Here is a 13,108-nt window from a genome sequence, read left to right on the forward strand (position 1 = left end):
ATACTCGCCTCAAGGAAATCCGGAGGAAACAGGCATGGCGAGCGAGTTTGCGGCGGGCAATTACCGGTTCATTCCGGCCGTGTTCCAATATTCAAGCGGCGCGCAGGCGAACGCGGGCTATGAGATCGAACGGGTGCGCTTCGATCGCCTGCTGCCGCTCGCGGAAGGTTTTGCGCGGATCGCGGCCTACATCCGCGACGCCGGCCGGCCGCTGACCGCGTTCTGCGCCTGCGAATTGCGTTCGCCGGCCGCCTTCACCGAGGACGGCTTCCGCGCCTTCAACCAGCACTACGTCAAGACGCTCGCCGAATGGGGCCTGTTCGACGGCACCATAAATCCGGTGGCGCGCAGCAACGTCTGTCCCGAGATCGATCCGCCGGCCGAGCCGTCGTTCCATGCGTTCTCGTTCACGCGGCCGAGCACGACGACGTCGCCATCCTTCGTGATCGCCGGCGGTGCGGAGGCGCGCGGCGGCACCGCCAGCTATCCCGACCGCATCGTCTGCTATCGCGATCTCAGTCCCGGCGCGTGGCGGGAGAAGGTCCGCTTCACCGCCGGCGAGATGGAACGCCGTCTCGCCGAGTTCAGCTTCGGCTGGCAGGAGACGACGGCGGTGCAGGCCTACACCGTGCACGACATCCATCCGGTGCTCGTCGACGAGCTGGTCCGCCGCGGCGCCACCCGCTCCGGCCTGACCTGGCACTTCTGCCGCCCGCCGGTGGTCGATCTCGAATACGAGATGGATTGCCGCAGGGTGCTCAGGGAAGTGGTGATTTAGCTTCCGCCGTCATTGCGAGGAGCGAAGCGACGAAGCAATCCATAGCTCCGCATGCGCGGTGATGGTGGATTGCTTCGCTTCGCTCGCAATGACGAGAACTTGGTGTCCCGTCATCCTGAGGAGCGCGTGGCGCGTCTCGAAGGATGAACGGCCCGGTCGGTGGCCGTCGACCCTTCGCGACGCGCGCAAGATGCGCGCTCCTCCAGCGACAATGGCGAAGCCGTTGCGCGGGGGTGACGGAAAGAGCATAGGCGCTCGCTGTGGCACGAATCCACTACCGCGCCTTCGGATCGAGCGCGTCGCGCAGGCCGTCGCCGACCAGATTGAACGACAACACGACCAGGAAGATCGCAAGCCCAGGCCAGACTGCCATCCATGGCGCGCTGGTCAGGAAGCGTTGCGCGGCGTTGAGCATGCTGCCCCAGGACGGCGCCGGCGGCTGCTGGCCGAGGCCGAGGAACGACAGCGCGGCCTCGGCGATGATCGCGGCCGCGATCGACAGCGTCGCCTGCACCAGCAGCGCCGGCAGGATGTTGGGCAGGATGTGGACCAGCGCGATGCGCCAGCGCGGATTGCCCATCGCGCGCGCCGCCTCGACATAATCCTCGACCTTGACGCTCATCACCTGGCCGCGGGTCAGGCGGATGAAGATCGGGGTCGCCGAGACGCCGATCGCGATCATGGCATTGCTAAGACTCGGGCCGAGGAACGCTGCGAGCGCGATCGCCAGGATCAGGAACGGGCAGGCCAGCATGGCATCGGTGATGCGGCTGATCAGCGCGTCGATGAAGCCGCCGCGATAGCCGGCGAAGAGGCCGAGCGGCACGCCGACCGCAAGCGCGATGCCGACCGAGATGACGCCGGCAAGCAGCGAGGCGCGGGCGCCGAACACGACGCGGGCGAACACGTCGCGGCCGAGCTCGTCGGTGCCGAACCAGTGCTGCGCCGACGGCGCCTTGCGTACCAGCGACCAGCTCGTCGCGACCGGATCATAGGGCACGATCAACGGCGCGAACACGGCGAGCAGGATGAAGAGCGCGATCACGGTGAGCCCGAGCACGGCACCCTTGCGCCGGATCAGCCGCCGCCAGGCGCGCCGCGCCGGGCTCTCGAGCGTTTCGGCGGCGGCAAGCGGAGCGAGGGGGCTGAGTGCAGCGTCGGTCATCCGATCAGCCCCTCAGCCGCGGGTTGACGAGAATGTAGGCGATGTCGGCGATCAGATTGAGCGTGATGTAGATCGTCGCCGTTGTCAGCACCACGCCCTGCACGACCGCATAGTCGCGGTTGAACACGGCATCGACGATCAGCTTGCCGAAGCCCGGGATCGAGAAGATCTGCTCAGTGAGCACCGCGCCCGACAGCAGCGTGCCGAGCTCGAGCGCGCCGAGCGTGATGATCGGCGTCAGCGCGTTGCGCATCGCATGCTTGAGGATCACGGTGCGCTCGGACAGGCCCTTGGCGCGCGCGGTGCGGACATAGTCGCTCTCCAGCACCTGCAGCATCGCGCTTCGCGTATGCCGCATCAGGATCGCCGCGATCGCATTGCCGAGCACGAAGGCCGGCATGACCGATGCGGCGAGGCTCGCGCGCCAGTTTTCGCTGAGCGGCACGTAGCCGGAGGCCGGCAGCCAGCCAAGTTCGACGGAGAACAGGAAGATCAGCATGATGCCGAGCCAGAAATTCGGCGTCGAGATACCCCACAGCGCGAACAAATTGGCGCCATAGTCCCACGCGGTGCCGATTTTCACCGCCGAGATGATGCCGGCGGGAATGCCGATCAGGAAGGCGACCACGATCGCCATGCCGGCGATTTGCATCGTAACCGGCAGCTTCTGCGCGATCAGGCTCGACACCGGCATCTTGTTGCGCAGTGACTCGCCGAGGTCGCCCGTGAGCACGCCCTTGACCCAATAGGCGTATTGCACCGGGATCGGTTGATCTAAATGGTATTGCTGGCGGATCTGTTCGATGACGGCCGGATCGCGCTCCTCGCCGGCCATGACGAGTGCCGGATCGCCGGGCAGCAAATGTTGCAGCGAGAAGATCAGGAGCGAGACGAAGAACAGCGTCGGGACCAGCTGAACCAGCCGCTTGGCGAGGAAGTTCAGCATTGTCGGCCCCGCGTGTCCTGCGCTGTGGCGATCATTTCAATTTCAGCCCGACCACGCGCACCAATCCGTCCGGCATCTGCCGGTAACCCGCGACTTTTGTGGAATGCGCGATCAGGAGTGTGCGGTGATAGAGATAGATGATCGGCTCGTCATTGAGCACGATCCTGGTCATCTTCTCGTAGATTGCCTTGCGCTGGGCGGGATCGTTGATCAGCCGTGCATCTTCCATCAGCTTGTCGGCTTCCGCGTTAGAATAGCCGCCATCGTTCTGCGGCGCCTTGGTGTGCAGGAAGACATAGGAATTGCCGTCGGGATCGATCCGGCCGCTCCAGTTGATCTGAAACACCTGAAATTCGCCGGCCTGGGCCTGCTTGAAAGTCGTCGCGAATTCGACCACGCGGATCTTGATGTCAAAGCCGGCTTCGGCCGCCATCGACTGCACGACCTGGGCTACGGCTTCGTTCTCGGCGCCTTTGGGGACCATGTAGTCGATGGCGACGGGCAGCGTGACACCGGCCTCCTTCAGCAGCGCCTTGGCCTTGGCAATGTCGCGTCCCCGAACCGGAAACGCCTTCTGATAGTAAGGGTGTGTCGGGCTGACCCACTGATTGCCCGGCGTGAACTCGCCGTTGAAGACGACCTGGTTGAGCGCCTCGCGGTCGATCGACAGATCGAGCGCCTGGCGCACCTTTTCCGACTGGCTGAGCGGCCCCTTGTTCTTGTCGTTGCCGACGTTGATGGTGAGGCCGAGGTAGCCGAGTTCAGGTGCGGTCGACAGCACGAGCCGCTTGTCACCTCGGACGTCCTTGATATCGGTGGCGAGCACGCGCTCGATCAGATCGAGCCCGCCGGATTTCAGATTGGCGAGCCGCACCGTGGCATCGACGATAGGAAGGAACACGATGCGATCGATGAAGACGTTGTCCTTGTTCCAGTAATCCCCGAATTTCTCGAACACCATGCGGTCCTGCTGCACGCGTTCGACGAACTTGTAGGGTCCGGCGCAGACTGGATGCAGTCCGAATTTGTCACCCGCTTCCTTCACCGCCTTCGGCGAAACCATCATGCCGGCGCGGTCGGTCAACTGGGCGATCAGCGGCGAGTAGGGCGTCTTGAGCACCAGCTTGATGGTCAGGGGATCAACGACGTCGACGTGGTCGAGCGCAGCCAATTCCGGTTTGCGAAACGAGGTCGGCAGCGTCAGATGGCGCTCCAGCGAGAATTTGGCGGCTTCGGCGTCGAACGGCTCACCGTCGTGGAACTTGACGCCCGGCCGGAGCTTGATCGTCATCTCCTTGCCGTCGGCCGAGTTCTCGTAGGACAGCGCGAGCTGCGGAACGATGTTCAGCTTCTCGTCAATGTCAAACAGCTTGTCGCAGAAGGCTGAAAAGACGATGCGGCCGACATAGGTGCGTCCGATTGAAGGATCGAGGATGTCGGGGTCCTCGGCGAGCCCGATGCGAAGTGTCGTCTCGGCACGCGCACTCGTTCCGCACCAGGTCACGAGGGCCGCCATCAGGACTGCCAAGCGCCAAAATCTCATCGCCAACCCCTTATTCCCTACGCCTCTGTTCCCTGTGAAATAACCCCGGGCTGCGCCGAGGCTTCCGCCGCATTGAACGCCGCCACCAGCTTTTCCAGTGTCGGCGAGAACCCGCCATCGGAGGGCACGATCGCCTCCGCGCCGGGCAGCTCGCCCGTCCGGTGACAGGCCGATGCATAACCGGTGCCATCTTCGCGCAATTGCGGAACCTCGCTGCGGCAGCGCGCGATCACATAGGGACAGCGGGTATGGAAGCGGCAGCCGGAGGGCGGATTGAGCGCGCTCGGCAGTTCGCCCTCCAGCACGATGCGGCTGCGCTTCGCACGCGGCTTCGGCACCGGGATCGCCGACAGCAGCGCGCGGCTATAGGGATGGCGCGGCGCGGCGAACAGCGCTTGGGCATCCGCGGTCTCGACGATGGTGCCGAGATTCATCACGGCGACGCGATCGGCGATGTGCTTCACTACGGCGAGATCGTGCGAGACGAAGATGTAGGCGAGCTTCAGGCGATCCTGCAGGTCGCGCAGCAAATTCAGGATCTGGGAACGGATCGAGACGTCGAGCGCCGACACCGGCTCGTCGCAGATGATCAGCTTCGGCTCGACCGCGAGCGCGCGGGCAATCGCGATGCGCTGGCGCTGGCCGCCGGAGAATTCGTGCGGATAGCGCCGCGCAAAGCGCGGCTCGAGCCCGACCAGACGCAGCAGGTCCTCGACCCGCGCGCGGCGGTCCGCGGCCGGGACGAGATTGTGCAGCGCCAGTGGCTCGGTCAGGATCTGGCTCACCGTCATGCGCGGGTTGAGCGAGGCGTAGGGGTCCTGGAAGATCAGCTGCGCGTCGCGGCGGAAGGCGCGGAGCTGCTCGGCATTGAGCGTGCCGAGGTCGCGGCCCTCGAAGCGGATCCGTCCGGCATCCGGCTCGATCAGCCGCAGCACCAGCCGACTGACGGTGGATTTGCCGCAGCCGGATTCGCCGACCAGCGCCAGCGTTTTGCCGGCCTCGACCGTGAAGCTGACGCCGTCGACCGCCTTCACATGGGCGGTCGGCCGGCCGAACAGCGAGCGTTCGGCGACGAAATGCTTCACCAGCCCTTCGACCTCGAGCAGCGCCGTCATGACACCAGCCGCTCCAGCGGCGCGCGGATGCAGCGCGAGGCGTGGGTCGGGCTCAGCAGCGCGAGCGGCGGCGGCGATTTGGTGCAGGCATCCTCGACGAACGGACAGCGCGCGGCGAAGCGGCAGCCGGCGGGCGGGTTCGCCATGTTCGGCACCATGCCCTCGATGGTGGCGAGATGGCTGGTGCGGCGGTCGAGCCGCGGGATCGAGCCGAGCAGGCCGACCGTGTAGGGATGCTGCGGATTGGCGAACAGCTCGTCGACCGGCGCGCGCTCGACGATTTCGCCGGCATACATCACCGCGACCTCGTCGCAGACTTCGGCGACGACGCCGAGATCATGGGTGATCAGGATGATCGCGGCGCCGCTCGCGGCCTTCAGCTCCCGCATCAGATCGAGGATCTGCGCCTGCAAGGTGACGTCGAGTGCGGTGGTCGGCTCGTCGGCGATCAGAAGCTGCGGGTCGCAAGCCAGCGCCATCGCGATCATCACGCGCTGGCGCATGCCGCCGGACAGCTTGTGCGGAAACTCGTCGATGCGTTTCTCGGGCGAGGGAATATGCACGCGGCGCAGCAGCTCGATGGTGCGTTCGCGCGCCGTGCGGCGGGAGCCGCCGCGATGGCGCAGAATCGTCTCCGTAATCTGGTCGCCGATGGTAAAGCTCGGATTGAGCGAGGTCATCGGCTCCTGGAAGATCATCGCGAGGCGATCGCCGCGCAGGTCGCGCAACGTCTCGTCCGGCACCTCGAGCAGGTCGAAGCCGTCGAAGCGGATCGCGCCGGACACCGCGGCGGATTGCTTCGGCAACAGCCCCATGATCGCGAGCGAGGTCACGCTCTTGCCGCAGCCGGACTCGCCGACCAGTCCGAGCGTGGCGCCCTTGGCGACGGAGAGATCGACGCTGTCGACGGCATGCGTGGTGCGGCCGTCATCGCCCTGGAAGGTGACGCGCAGGCCTTCGATCTCGATCAGCGGGCCTGCTGTCATTTACGGCTCGTGGTTGCCGCCGCGATGCCGGCGTCGATGGTGGCGCGATCGCTGGTTCCGGCCGGGTTGTCGCGGGTCGGCATGAAGCTCCGGAATGGCGCCCAGTGCTCGCGGCTGACGGCCTCCAGCCGCTCCAGCTCGCGCAGGGGATCGGCGTGGTCGTCGACGCGCAGGTCGAGCAATGGCCATTCCTCCGCGCCGTGGATCAGAAGCGCCGCCGATTGCTTGCCGCGCTTGTCGCCGCCGGCCGCTTCGCCGGCGAACATCGCCTTGATCAGCCGCTCCGCGAACGGCAGCTTCTCGTTCTCGGCATAAACGCGCGCGGTCTCGTCGAGCACCGCGGGGCCGGCCAGCATGTTGCCGGCGATCGAGAACCCGTCGCCGGCGATATGGCCGAACCAGTCGATGCAGTCCTTGCCGGAATGCGCCGCGATGCGGCCCCTGACGTCCATGACGTGGAGCTGCCGGCTTTCGCGGCCGCTGTCGGGCGCAATCAGCGCCGCGATCACCTCATGCGGGCTGTCGCCGCTGCGTAACAGCGCGAGGCCGTCGATGCCGTAATAAGGATTGACCAGCGCCTGCGTCGCCACCGCGCCGATTGCGGGTGCGATGTGCGGCACCAGCGCGCCGACCGCGAAGAACCGCGTCGCGACGGCGATGCCGAGCTGGCCATTGGCGCTGTCACGGGCGATGATCGACCAGGTCATCTCAAACCTTCGTGTCTAGCGGCCTGCGGCGTAACCCTGCATACCGCGCGGATTGGCGGCGGCGCGGCGGCGGGCACCGACCTTCGAGGCCGCGGTGAGGCGGCCTTCCGACCAATCGGGACCAATCTCGACCACATGGCCGCGGCGTTTCAATTCGTCGATGGTCGATTTCGGCACGCGGTTTTCCAGCACCAGGACGCCGGGCCGCGAGGTGCGCGGCCAGAACGAGATCGGGAAATGCTCGGAGTGCCAGGCCGGCGCGTCGATCGCCTCCTGCAGATTGAGCCTGGCGTGCACATGACGCAGGAAGAACTGCGTGATCCACTGGTCCTGCTGATCGCCGCCCGGCGAGCCCCAGGAGAGATACGGTTCGCCGTCGCGCAGCGCCATGGTCGGTGAGAGTGTGGTGCGCGGCCGCTTGCCCGGCGCGAGCGAGGCAGGGTGGTTCTCCTCGAGCCAGAACATCTGGGCGCGGCTGCCGAGGCAGAAACCGATCTCGGGAATCACCGGCGAGGACTGCAGCCAGCCGCCGGACGGCGTCGCCGAGATCATGTTGCCGGCCTTGTCGATGATGTCGAAATGCACGGTGTCGCCGCGCACTTCGCCGAACCGGCCGACGGTCGGCTCGCCCGCGCCCATGGCGCCGACCGCTTCACGATGCCCTTCGGCGTGTCGCAACTTCACGACGCCGCCGAAGCCCTCGACCGAGCCGGGGCGGAAGTCGAGCGACGCCTTGTCTTTTGAGATCAGCTTGCGCCGTTCGTTGTTATAGGCGTCGGAGAGCAGCGTTTCGATCGGGATGTCGGTGAATTTCGGGTCGCCGTAGAACGTCTCGCGATCGGCATAGGCGAGCTTGGCGGCTTCGATCTGCAGATGGATGAAGTCGGGGCCTGCGGGATCGAGCCCGTCGAGCTCGAAACCCTTCAGCAGCGCGAGCTGCTGCAGCATCACCGGACCCTGGCTCCAGACTCCGGCCTTCTGCACGGTGTAGCGGCCGTAATCATAGGTGAGCGGCGCCTCGATGGTCGGCTGCCAGCGCGCCATGTCGTCGGCCGACAGCACGCCGCGATGCGGCGAGCCGGAAACGTCCATCACCTCCTGGGTGCGGCAGAACTTGTCGATCGCTTCGGCCACGAAGCCCTTCGACCAGGCCTGCCGCGCGCGCTCGATCTGCGCGACGCGATCGCCGCCGGCGCTCTCCGCCTCGGTCAGGATGCGTGCGTACGTCTCCGCGAGCTTCTTGTTGGTGAAGATGGTGCCGGGCTTCGGCACCTCGCCACCAGGCAAATAGACGTCGGCCGATGTGGTCCAGTATTTCCGGAACAGCTGCTCGACGGTCTTGATGGTGGCCGACGCACGCTCGACCAACGGATAGCCGTCGCGTGCGTAGGCGATCGCGGGCTCCAGCACGTCGCGCAGCTTCATGGTGCCGTAGTCGCGCAGCAGCAGCATCCAGGATTCGAATGTGCCGGGCACGCAGGCCGCAAGCAGGCCGGTGCCGGGCACCATCTCGAGGCCCTCGCTGCGATAATGCGCGATGGTTGCCTTCGCCGGCGCCGGGCCCTGGCCGCAGATCACTTCGCTTTTGCCGCGCTTGACGTCGTGCACGATGATCGGAACGTCGCCGCCGGGGCCGTTCAGATGCGGCTCGACCACCTGTAGCGTGAAGGCGGTGGCCACTCCGGCGTCAAAGGCGTTGCCGCCTTTCTCCAGCGCTGCCATGCCGACCGCGGTGGCGATCCAGTGCGTCGAGGTGACGACGCCGAAGGTGCCTTCGATCTCGGGCCGCGTTGTGAACGGATCGGGGTTGATGTTGCTCATGGCGATTGACCGTTCGTCGGTTTGTTGTTGGGCCTTCTCGGCGGGCGCACTTGATCACAGGCCGGCTGGTATGCCAACCGCTTGGTGGACATGGCCGCTCCCATCCGCGTGATCAAGCCGGAACGGCTGCGGGACTGTTGACGGCATGGCAGGCAACGCCGTCGATCAGTTCCGGTGTCTTCTGGCGGCAGAGATCGAAGGCGATGGGGCAGCGCGGATTGAACGAGCAGCCTGACGGCGGATCGATCGGATTCGGAATCTCGCCCTTCACCGGAATTCGCTGGCGGCCGGACATCGCAAGGTCCGGAACCGCGCCGAGCAGCATCTTCGTGTAGGGCATCCGCGGGTTCTCGAACAATTCTCGACCCTCGGCGATCTCGACGATGCGGCCAAGATACATCACGCCGATCCGGCTCGCCATGTGGCGGACCACTGCGAGATTGTGGCTGATGAAGAGATAGGTGAGGCCGAATTTGTCTTGCAGGTCGCGCATCAGGTTGAGGATCTGCGCCTGCACGGAGACGTCGAGCGCCGAGGTCGGCTCATCGCAGACGATGAACTCGGCCTCGGATGCCAGCGCGCGGGCGATCGCGATGCGCTGGCGCTGGCCGCCGGAAAATTCGTGCGGGAATTTTTGGCCGTCGTCGGGGTGCAGGCCGACCAGCGAGAGCAATTCGCCGACCCGGGCCTTGACGTCGCGCTCGCCCTGGATCAGGTCGAAAGCGCGGATCGGCTCGGCGACGATGGCGGCGACCCGGTAGCGCGGATTGAGGCTCGCATAGGGATCCTGGAAAACCATCTGGATGCGCCGGCGCAGCCGGCGGCGTGCCTGGCCCTGCCGCGGATCGGTCATCGAGACGCCGTCGATGACGACCTCGCCTGAACTCGGCGGCAGCAGGCCGACCACCATGCGGGCGACGGTCGTCTTGCCGGAACCGGATTCGCCGACCAGCGCGAAGGTCTCGCCGCGCTTGATGTCGAAGGAGACGCCGTCGACGGCTTTCAGGAATTCGAGATGGCCGCCCTCGATCACGCGGTTGAGCCACGGCTTGGAGACGTCGAAGACGCGGCGCAGGTTCCTGACCTCGATCAATGTTCCGCTCATGCCGCCGTCTCCTTCGTCGGCTCGAACAGATGACAGGCAACGAACTGCGTGCCCTGCCGGATCGGCTCGGGGCGATCGACGTGGCAGCGATCGAAGGCAAACGCGCAGCGCGGATTGAACGGGCAGCCCGGCGGGATCGCCGACAGCCGCGGCATCGAGCCGGGGATCTGCACCAGGCGCTTGTCCTCGCCGGCAAGCGTCGGGATCGCGCCCATCAGGCCCCTGGCGTAGGGATGCAGCGGATTGCGCACCACCTCCTGCACCGGGCCGATCTCGGCGATGCGGCCGGAATACATCACCGCAACGCGGTCACAGGTTTCGGCGATCACGCCCATGTCGTGGGTCACCAGCATCACCGCGGTGCCGTGGTCGCGGCCGAGGCGCTTGATCAGCGCGATGATCTGCGCCTGCACGGAGACGTCGAGCGCGGTGGTCGGCTCGTCGGCGATGATCAGTTCGGGCTCGGCGCAGATCGCAAGCGCGATGACGACGCGCTGGCGCATGCCGCCGGAGAATTCGTGCGGGTAGCCGTCGATGCGCTTCTCCGGCGCTGGAATGCCCACTTCGGCCAACAGATCGATGGCGCGCCTGCGCGCGGCGCTCTCGCTCAGATTGCTGTGGGTGCGAATGGTCTCGATGATCTGCTCGCCGATCCGGTAGAGCGGATTGAGGCTGGTCAGCGGATCCTGGAAGATCATGCCGATCCGCTTGCCCCTGATGCGGCGGATCTCCTCCAGCGGAAGATGGTCGATCCGCGTGCCCGACAGTTCGATCTCGCCGCCGGAGATGCGGCCGGGCGGATCGATGAGCCCGATCACGGCAAGGCCGGTGACCGATTTGCCGGCGCCGGACTCGCCGACCACGCCGAGCACCTCGCCCTTGGCGATGTCGAACGACACGCCGTTGATGGCGCGCAAGGTCGCACGGCGGGTGACGAATTCCACCTCGAGATTGCGCACGGAAAGAACAGGCTTGGTCATCGGAGCTTCGGATTGAGGGCGTCGCGCAGCCAGTCGCCGAGCAGGTTGATGGAGAGGATCAGGCCGGCCAGCGCAATGCCGGGGAAGGCGACGATCCACCATTCGCCGGCGAACAGATAGTTGTTGCCGATCCGGATCAGGGTGCCGAGCGAGGGCATGGTGTCGGGCATGCCGGCGCCAAGGAACGACAGCGTCGCCTCGGTGATGATCGCGAGCGCGAGGTTGATGGTGGCGATGACGAGGATCGGGCCCATCGTGTTGGGCAGCACGTGCCGCAGCATGATCTTCGGCGCCGGCAGGCCGATCAGCTGCGCCGCGGCCACGTAATCCTTGTTCTTCTCGACCATCACCGAACCGCGCACGGTGCGGGCATATTGCACCCAGAAACTGAGGCCGATCGCGATGATCAGGACGCCGAGCGTGCTCATCTCGTCGAGCCGGTTGCCGAGCACCGATTTGGCGACGCCGTTGACCAGCAGCGCGATCAGGATCGCGGGGAAGGTGAGCTGTACGTCGGCGATCCGCATGATCACGGTGTCCACCACGCCGCCGAAATAACCTGCGATCAGCCCGAGGGCGATGCCGAGCGCGCCGGCGAAGACCACGCCGGCCAGGCCGACCGCAAGCGAGATGCGCAGGCCGTAGAGGATCGCCGAGAGCACGTCACGGCCCTGCTCGTCGGTGCCGAGCAGGAACGGGCTTTGGCCGTCGGTGGTCCACAGCGGCGCGATCCGCGAGTTGATCAGCTGCAGTTGCGCCGGATCGAACGGGTTCTGCACCGCGAGCCACGACGCGAAGATTGCGAGCAGAAAGAACAGCAGCGTGATCACGGCGGCGACCATCGTCAGCCTGGAGCGACGGAACGAATAGAAGATGTCGCTGTCGAGCGCGCGCCTGAACCAGCCGGCAGGGGCCTGGTGGCCTTGGGAACGATGGGGGACGACGGCATCGGACATCGGTCAGCCCTCACGCCGCGCGGCCGACGGTCGAGCGCAAGCGCGGATCGACCACGGTGTAGAGGATGTCGACCACGAGATTGATGGTGACGAAGATCAGCGAGACCATCAACAGATATGCGGCCATGATCGGGATATCGACATTCTGCACGGCCTGCACGAACAGAAGTCCCATGCCCGGCCATTGGAACACGGTTTCGGTGATGATCGAGAAAGCAATAACCGAGCCAAACTGCAGGCCGGCCACCGTAATCACGGGAACCAGGGTGTTCTTCAGCGCATGGCCGAAATGGATTGCGCGCGTGGTCAGCCCGCGGGCGCGGGCGAAGCGGATATAGTCGGTCCGCAACACTTCCAGCATTTCGGCGCGCACCAGCCGCATGATCAGGGTCATCTGGAACAACCCGAGCGTGATCGCCGGCATGATCAGCGCCTTCAGGCCCGAGACGGTCAGCAGTCCGGTGGTCCACCAGCCGAGCTTCACCACCTCGCCGCGGCCGAAGGAGGGCAGCCAGCCCAGCGTCACCGCGAACAGATAGATCAGGAGGATGCCGATCAGGAAGGTCGGCAGCGAAATGCCGATCAGCGATACCGCCTGGAATAATTTGGCAAGCACGGTGTCGCGGCGCAGCGCCGAATAGACCCCCATCAGGATGCCGGCCACCATCGCGAACAGCGTGGCGCAGATCGAAAGCTCCAGCGTCGCCGGCAGCCGCTCCGCCAGCAGCGAGGAGACCGGCAGGCGGAACTGGTAGGACACGCCGAACTTGAACTGCAGCGCATTGATGAAGTAGCGGCCGAACTGCACCAGCACGGGATCGTCAAGGCCGAGCGAGTGCCGGATTTCGGCGCGCTGCGCGGCCGAGGTGTCGATCGAGACGATCTGGTTCACCGGGTCGCCGGCGAAACGGAACATCGCGAACGCGATCACGCCCACGGCGAGCATCACGCCGATCGCCTGCAGGAAGCGGCGAAGAGTGAAAGCCAGCATCTCTACCTTTCACTG

12 protein-coding genes are annotated in these 13,108 nt (G+C 65.8%); 1 reads left to right on the forward strand and 11 read right to left on the reverse strand.

The genetic code is table 11. The features are described 5' to 3' along the window. Positions 1-34 precede the first annotated feature (34 nt). The gene (gene cnbZ, locus ACVMB1_RS04990) at positions 35-778 is read left to right on the forward strand and encodes a 2-amino-5-chloromuconate deaminase CnbZ (protein WP_057017604.1); all 744 of its coding nucleotides are present in this window, start codon (positions 35-37) and stop codon (positions 776-778) included. A 274-nt stretch (positions 779-1,052) separates the two neighbouring features. Here cnbZ and ACVMB1_RS04995 read toward each other — a convergent pair whose 3' ends face one another. The 11 genes from ACVMB1_RS04995 to ACVMB1_RS05045 form a co-directional block, all read right to left on the reverse strand. Beyond that, entirely contained in the window at positions 1,053-1,943 is an 891-nt protein-coding gene (locus tag ACVMB1_RS04995) for an ABC transporter permease (RefSeq protein WP_456814126.1), read from the reverse strand. A gap of 4 nt (positions 1,944-1,947) precedes the next feature. Next, entirely contained in the window at positions 1,948-2,889 is a 942-nt protein-coding gene (locus ACVMB1_RS05000) for an ABC transporter permease (protein WP_016842919.1), read from the reverse strand. Between the two features lie 31 nt (positions 2,890-2,920). Continuing rightward, positions 2,921-4,432 (reverse strand): ABC transporter substrate-binding protein, encoded by a 1,512-nt coding sequence (locus ACVMB1_RS05005; protein WP_456814127.1) that lies wholly within the window; start codon positions 4,430-4,432, stop codon positions 2,921-2,923. A gap of 17 nt (positions 4,433-4,449) precedes the next feature. After that, on the reverse strand, positions 4,450-5,547 hold the full coding sequence (locus tag ACVMB1_RS05010) for an ABC transporter ATP-binding protein (protein WP_456814128.1): 1,098 nt from the start codon (positions 5,545-5,547) through the stop codon (positions 4,450-4,452). Further along, positions 5,544-6,533: an ABC transporter ATP-binding protein gene (locus ACVMB1_RS05015; RefSeq protein WP_456784278.1), complete on the reverse strand. Its 990-nt coding sequence runs from the start codon at positions 6,531-6,533 to the stop codon at positions 5,544-5,546. Before ACVMB1_RS05015 ends, ACVMB1_RS05010 begins: the two co-directional genes overlap by 4 nt. Next, complete coding sequence (locus tag ACVMB1_RS05020; protein ID WP_456814129.1) at positions 6,530-7,240, reverse strand: DUF1028 domain-containing protein; 711 nt, start codon at positions 7,238-7,240, stop codon at positions 6,530-6,532. The genes ACVMB1_RS05015 and ACVMB1_RS05020 overlap by 4 nt, the downstream gene beginning before the upstream one ends. A gap of 15 nt (positions 7,241-7,255) precedes the next feature. Continuing rightward, positions 7,256-9,061 carry a gamma-glutamyltransferase family protein gene (locus ACVMB1_RS05025; protein WP_229190407.1) on the reverse strand — a complete coding sequence of 602 codons (1,806 nt, stop codon included), beginning with the start codon at positions 9,059-9,061 and terminating at the stop codon, positions 7,256-7,258. A 112-nt stretch (positions 9,062-9,173) separates the two neighbouring features. Beyond that, a complete protein-coding gene (locus ACVMB1_RS05030) occupies positions 9,174-10,166 on the reverse strand; it encodes an ABC transporter ATP-binding protein (RefSeq protein ID WP_229190406.1) in 993 nt (330 codons plus the stop codon). Continuing rightward, entirely contained in the window at positions 10,163-11,146 is a 984-nt protein-coding gene (locus ACVMB1_RS05035; RefSeq protein WP_057017611.1) for an ABC transporter ATP-binding protein, read from the reverse strand. The genes ACVMB1_RS05030 and ACVMB1_RS05035 overlap by 4 nt, the downstream gene beginning before the upstream one ends. Next, positions 11,143-12,102 carry an ABC transporter permease gene (locus ACVMB1_RS05040; RefSeq protein ID WP_456814130.1) on the reverse strand — a complete coding sequence of 320 codons (960 nt, stop codon included), beginning with the start codon at positions 12,100-12,102 and terminating at the stop codon, positions 11,143-11,145. Before ACVMB1_RS05040 ends, ACVMB1_RS05035 begins: the two co-directional genes overlap by 4 nt. Positions 12,103-12,112: 10 nt before the next feature. Then, the gene (locus ACVMB1_RS05045) at positions 12,113-13,093 is read right to left on the reverse strand and encodes an ABC transporter permease (protein WP_028331828.1); all 981 of its coding nucleotides are present in this window, start codon (positions 13,091-13,093) and stop codon (positions 12,113-12,115) included. Positions 13,094-13,108 lie beyond the last annotated feature (15 nt).

It is taken from the genome of Bradyrhizobium sp. USDA 4504 (genome assembly GCF_054063995.1).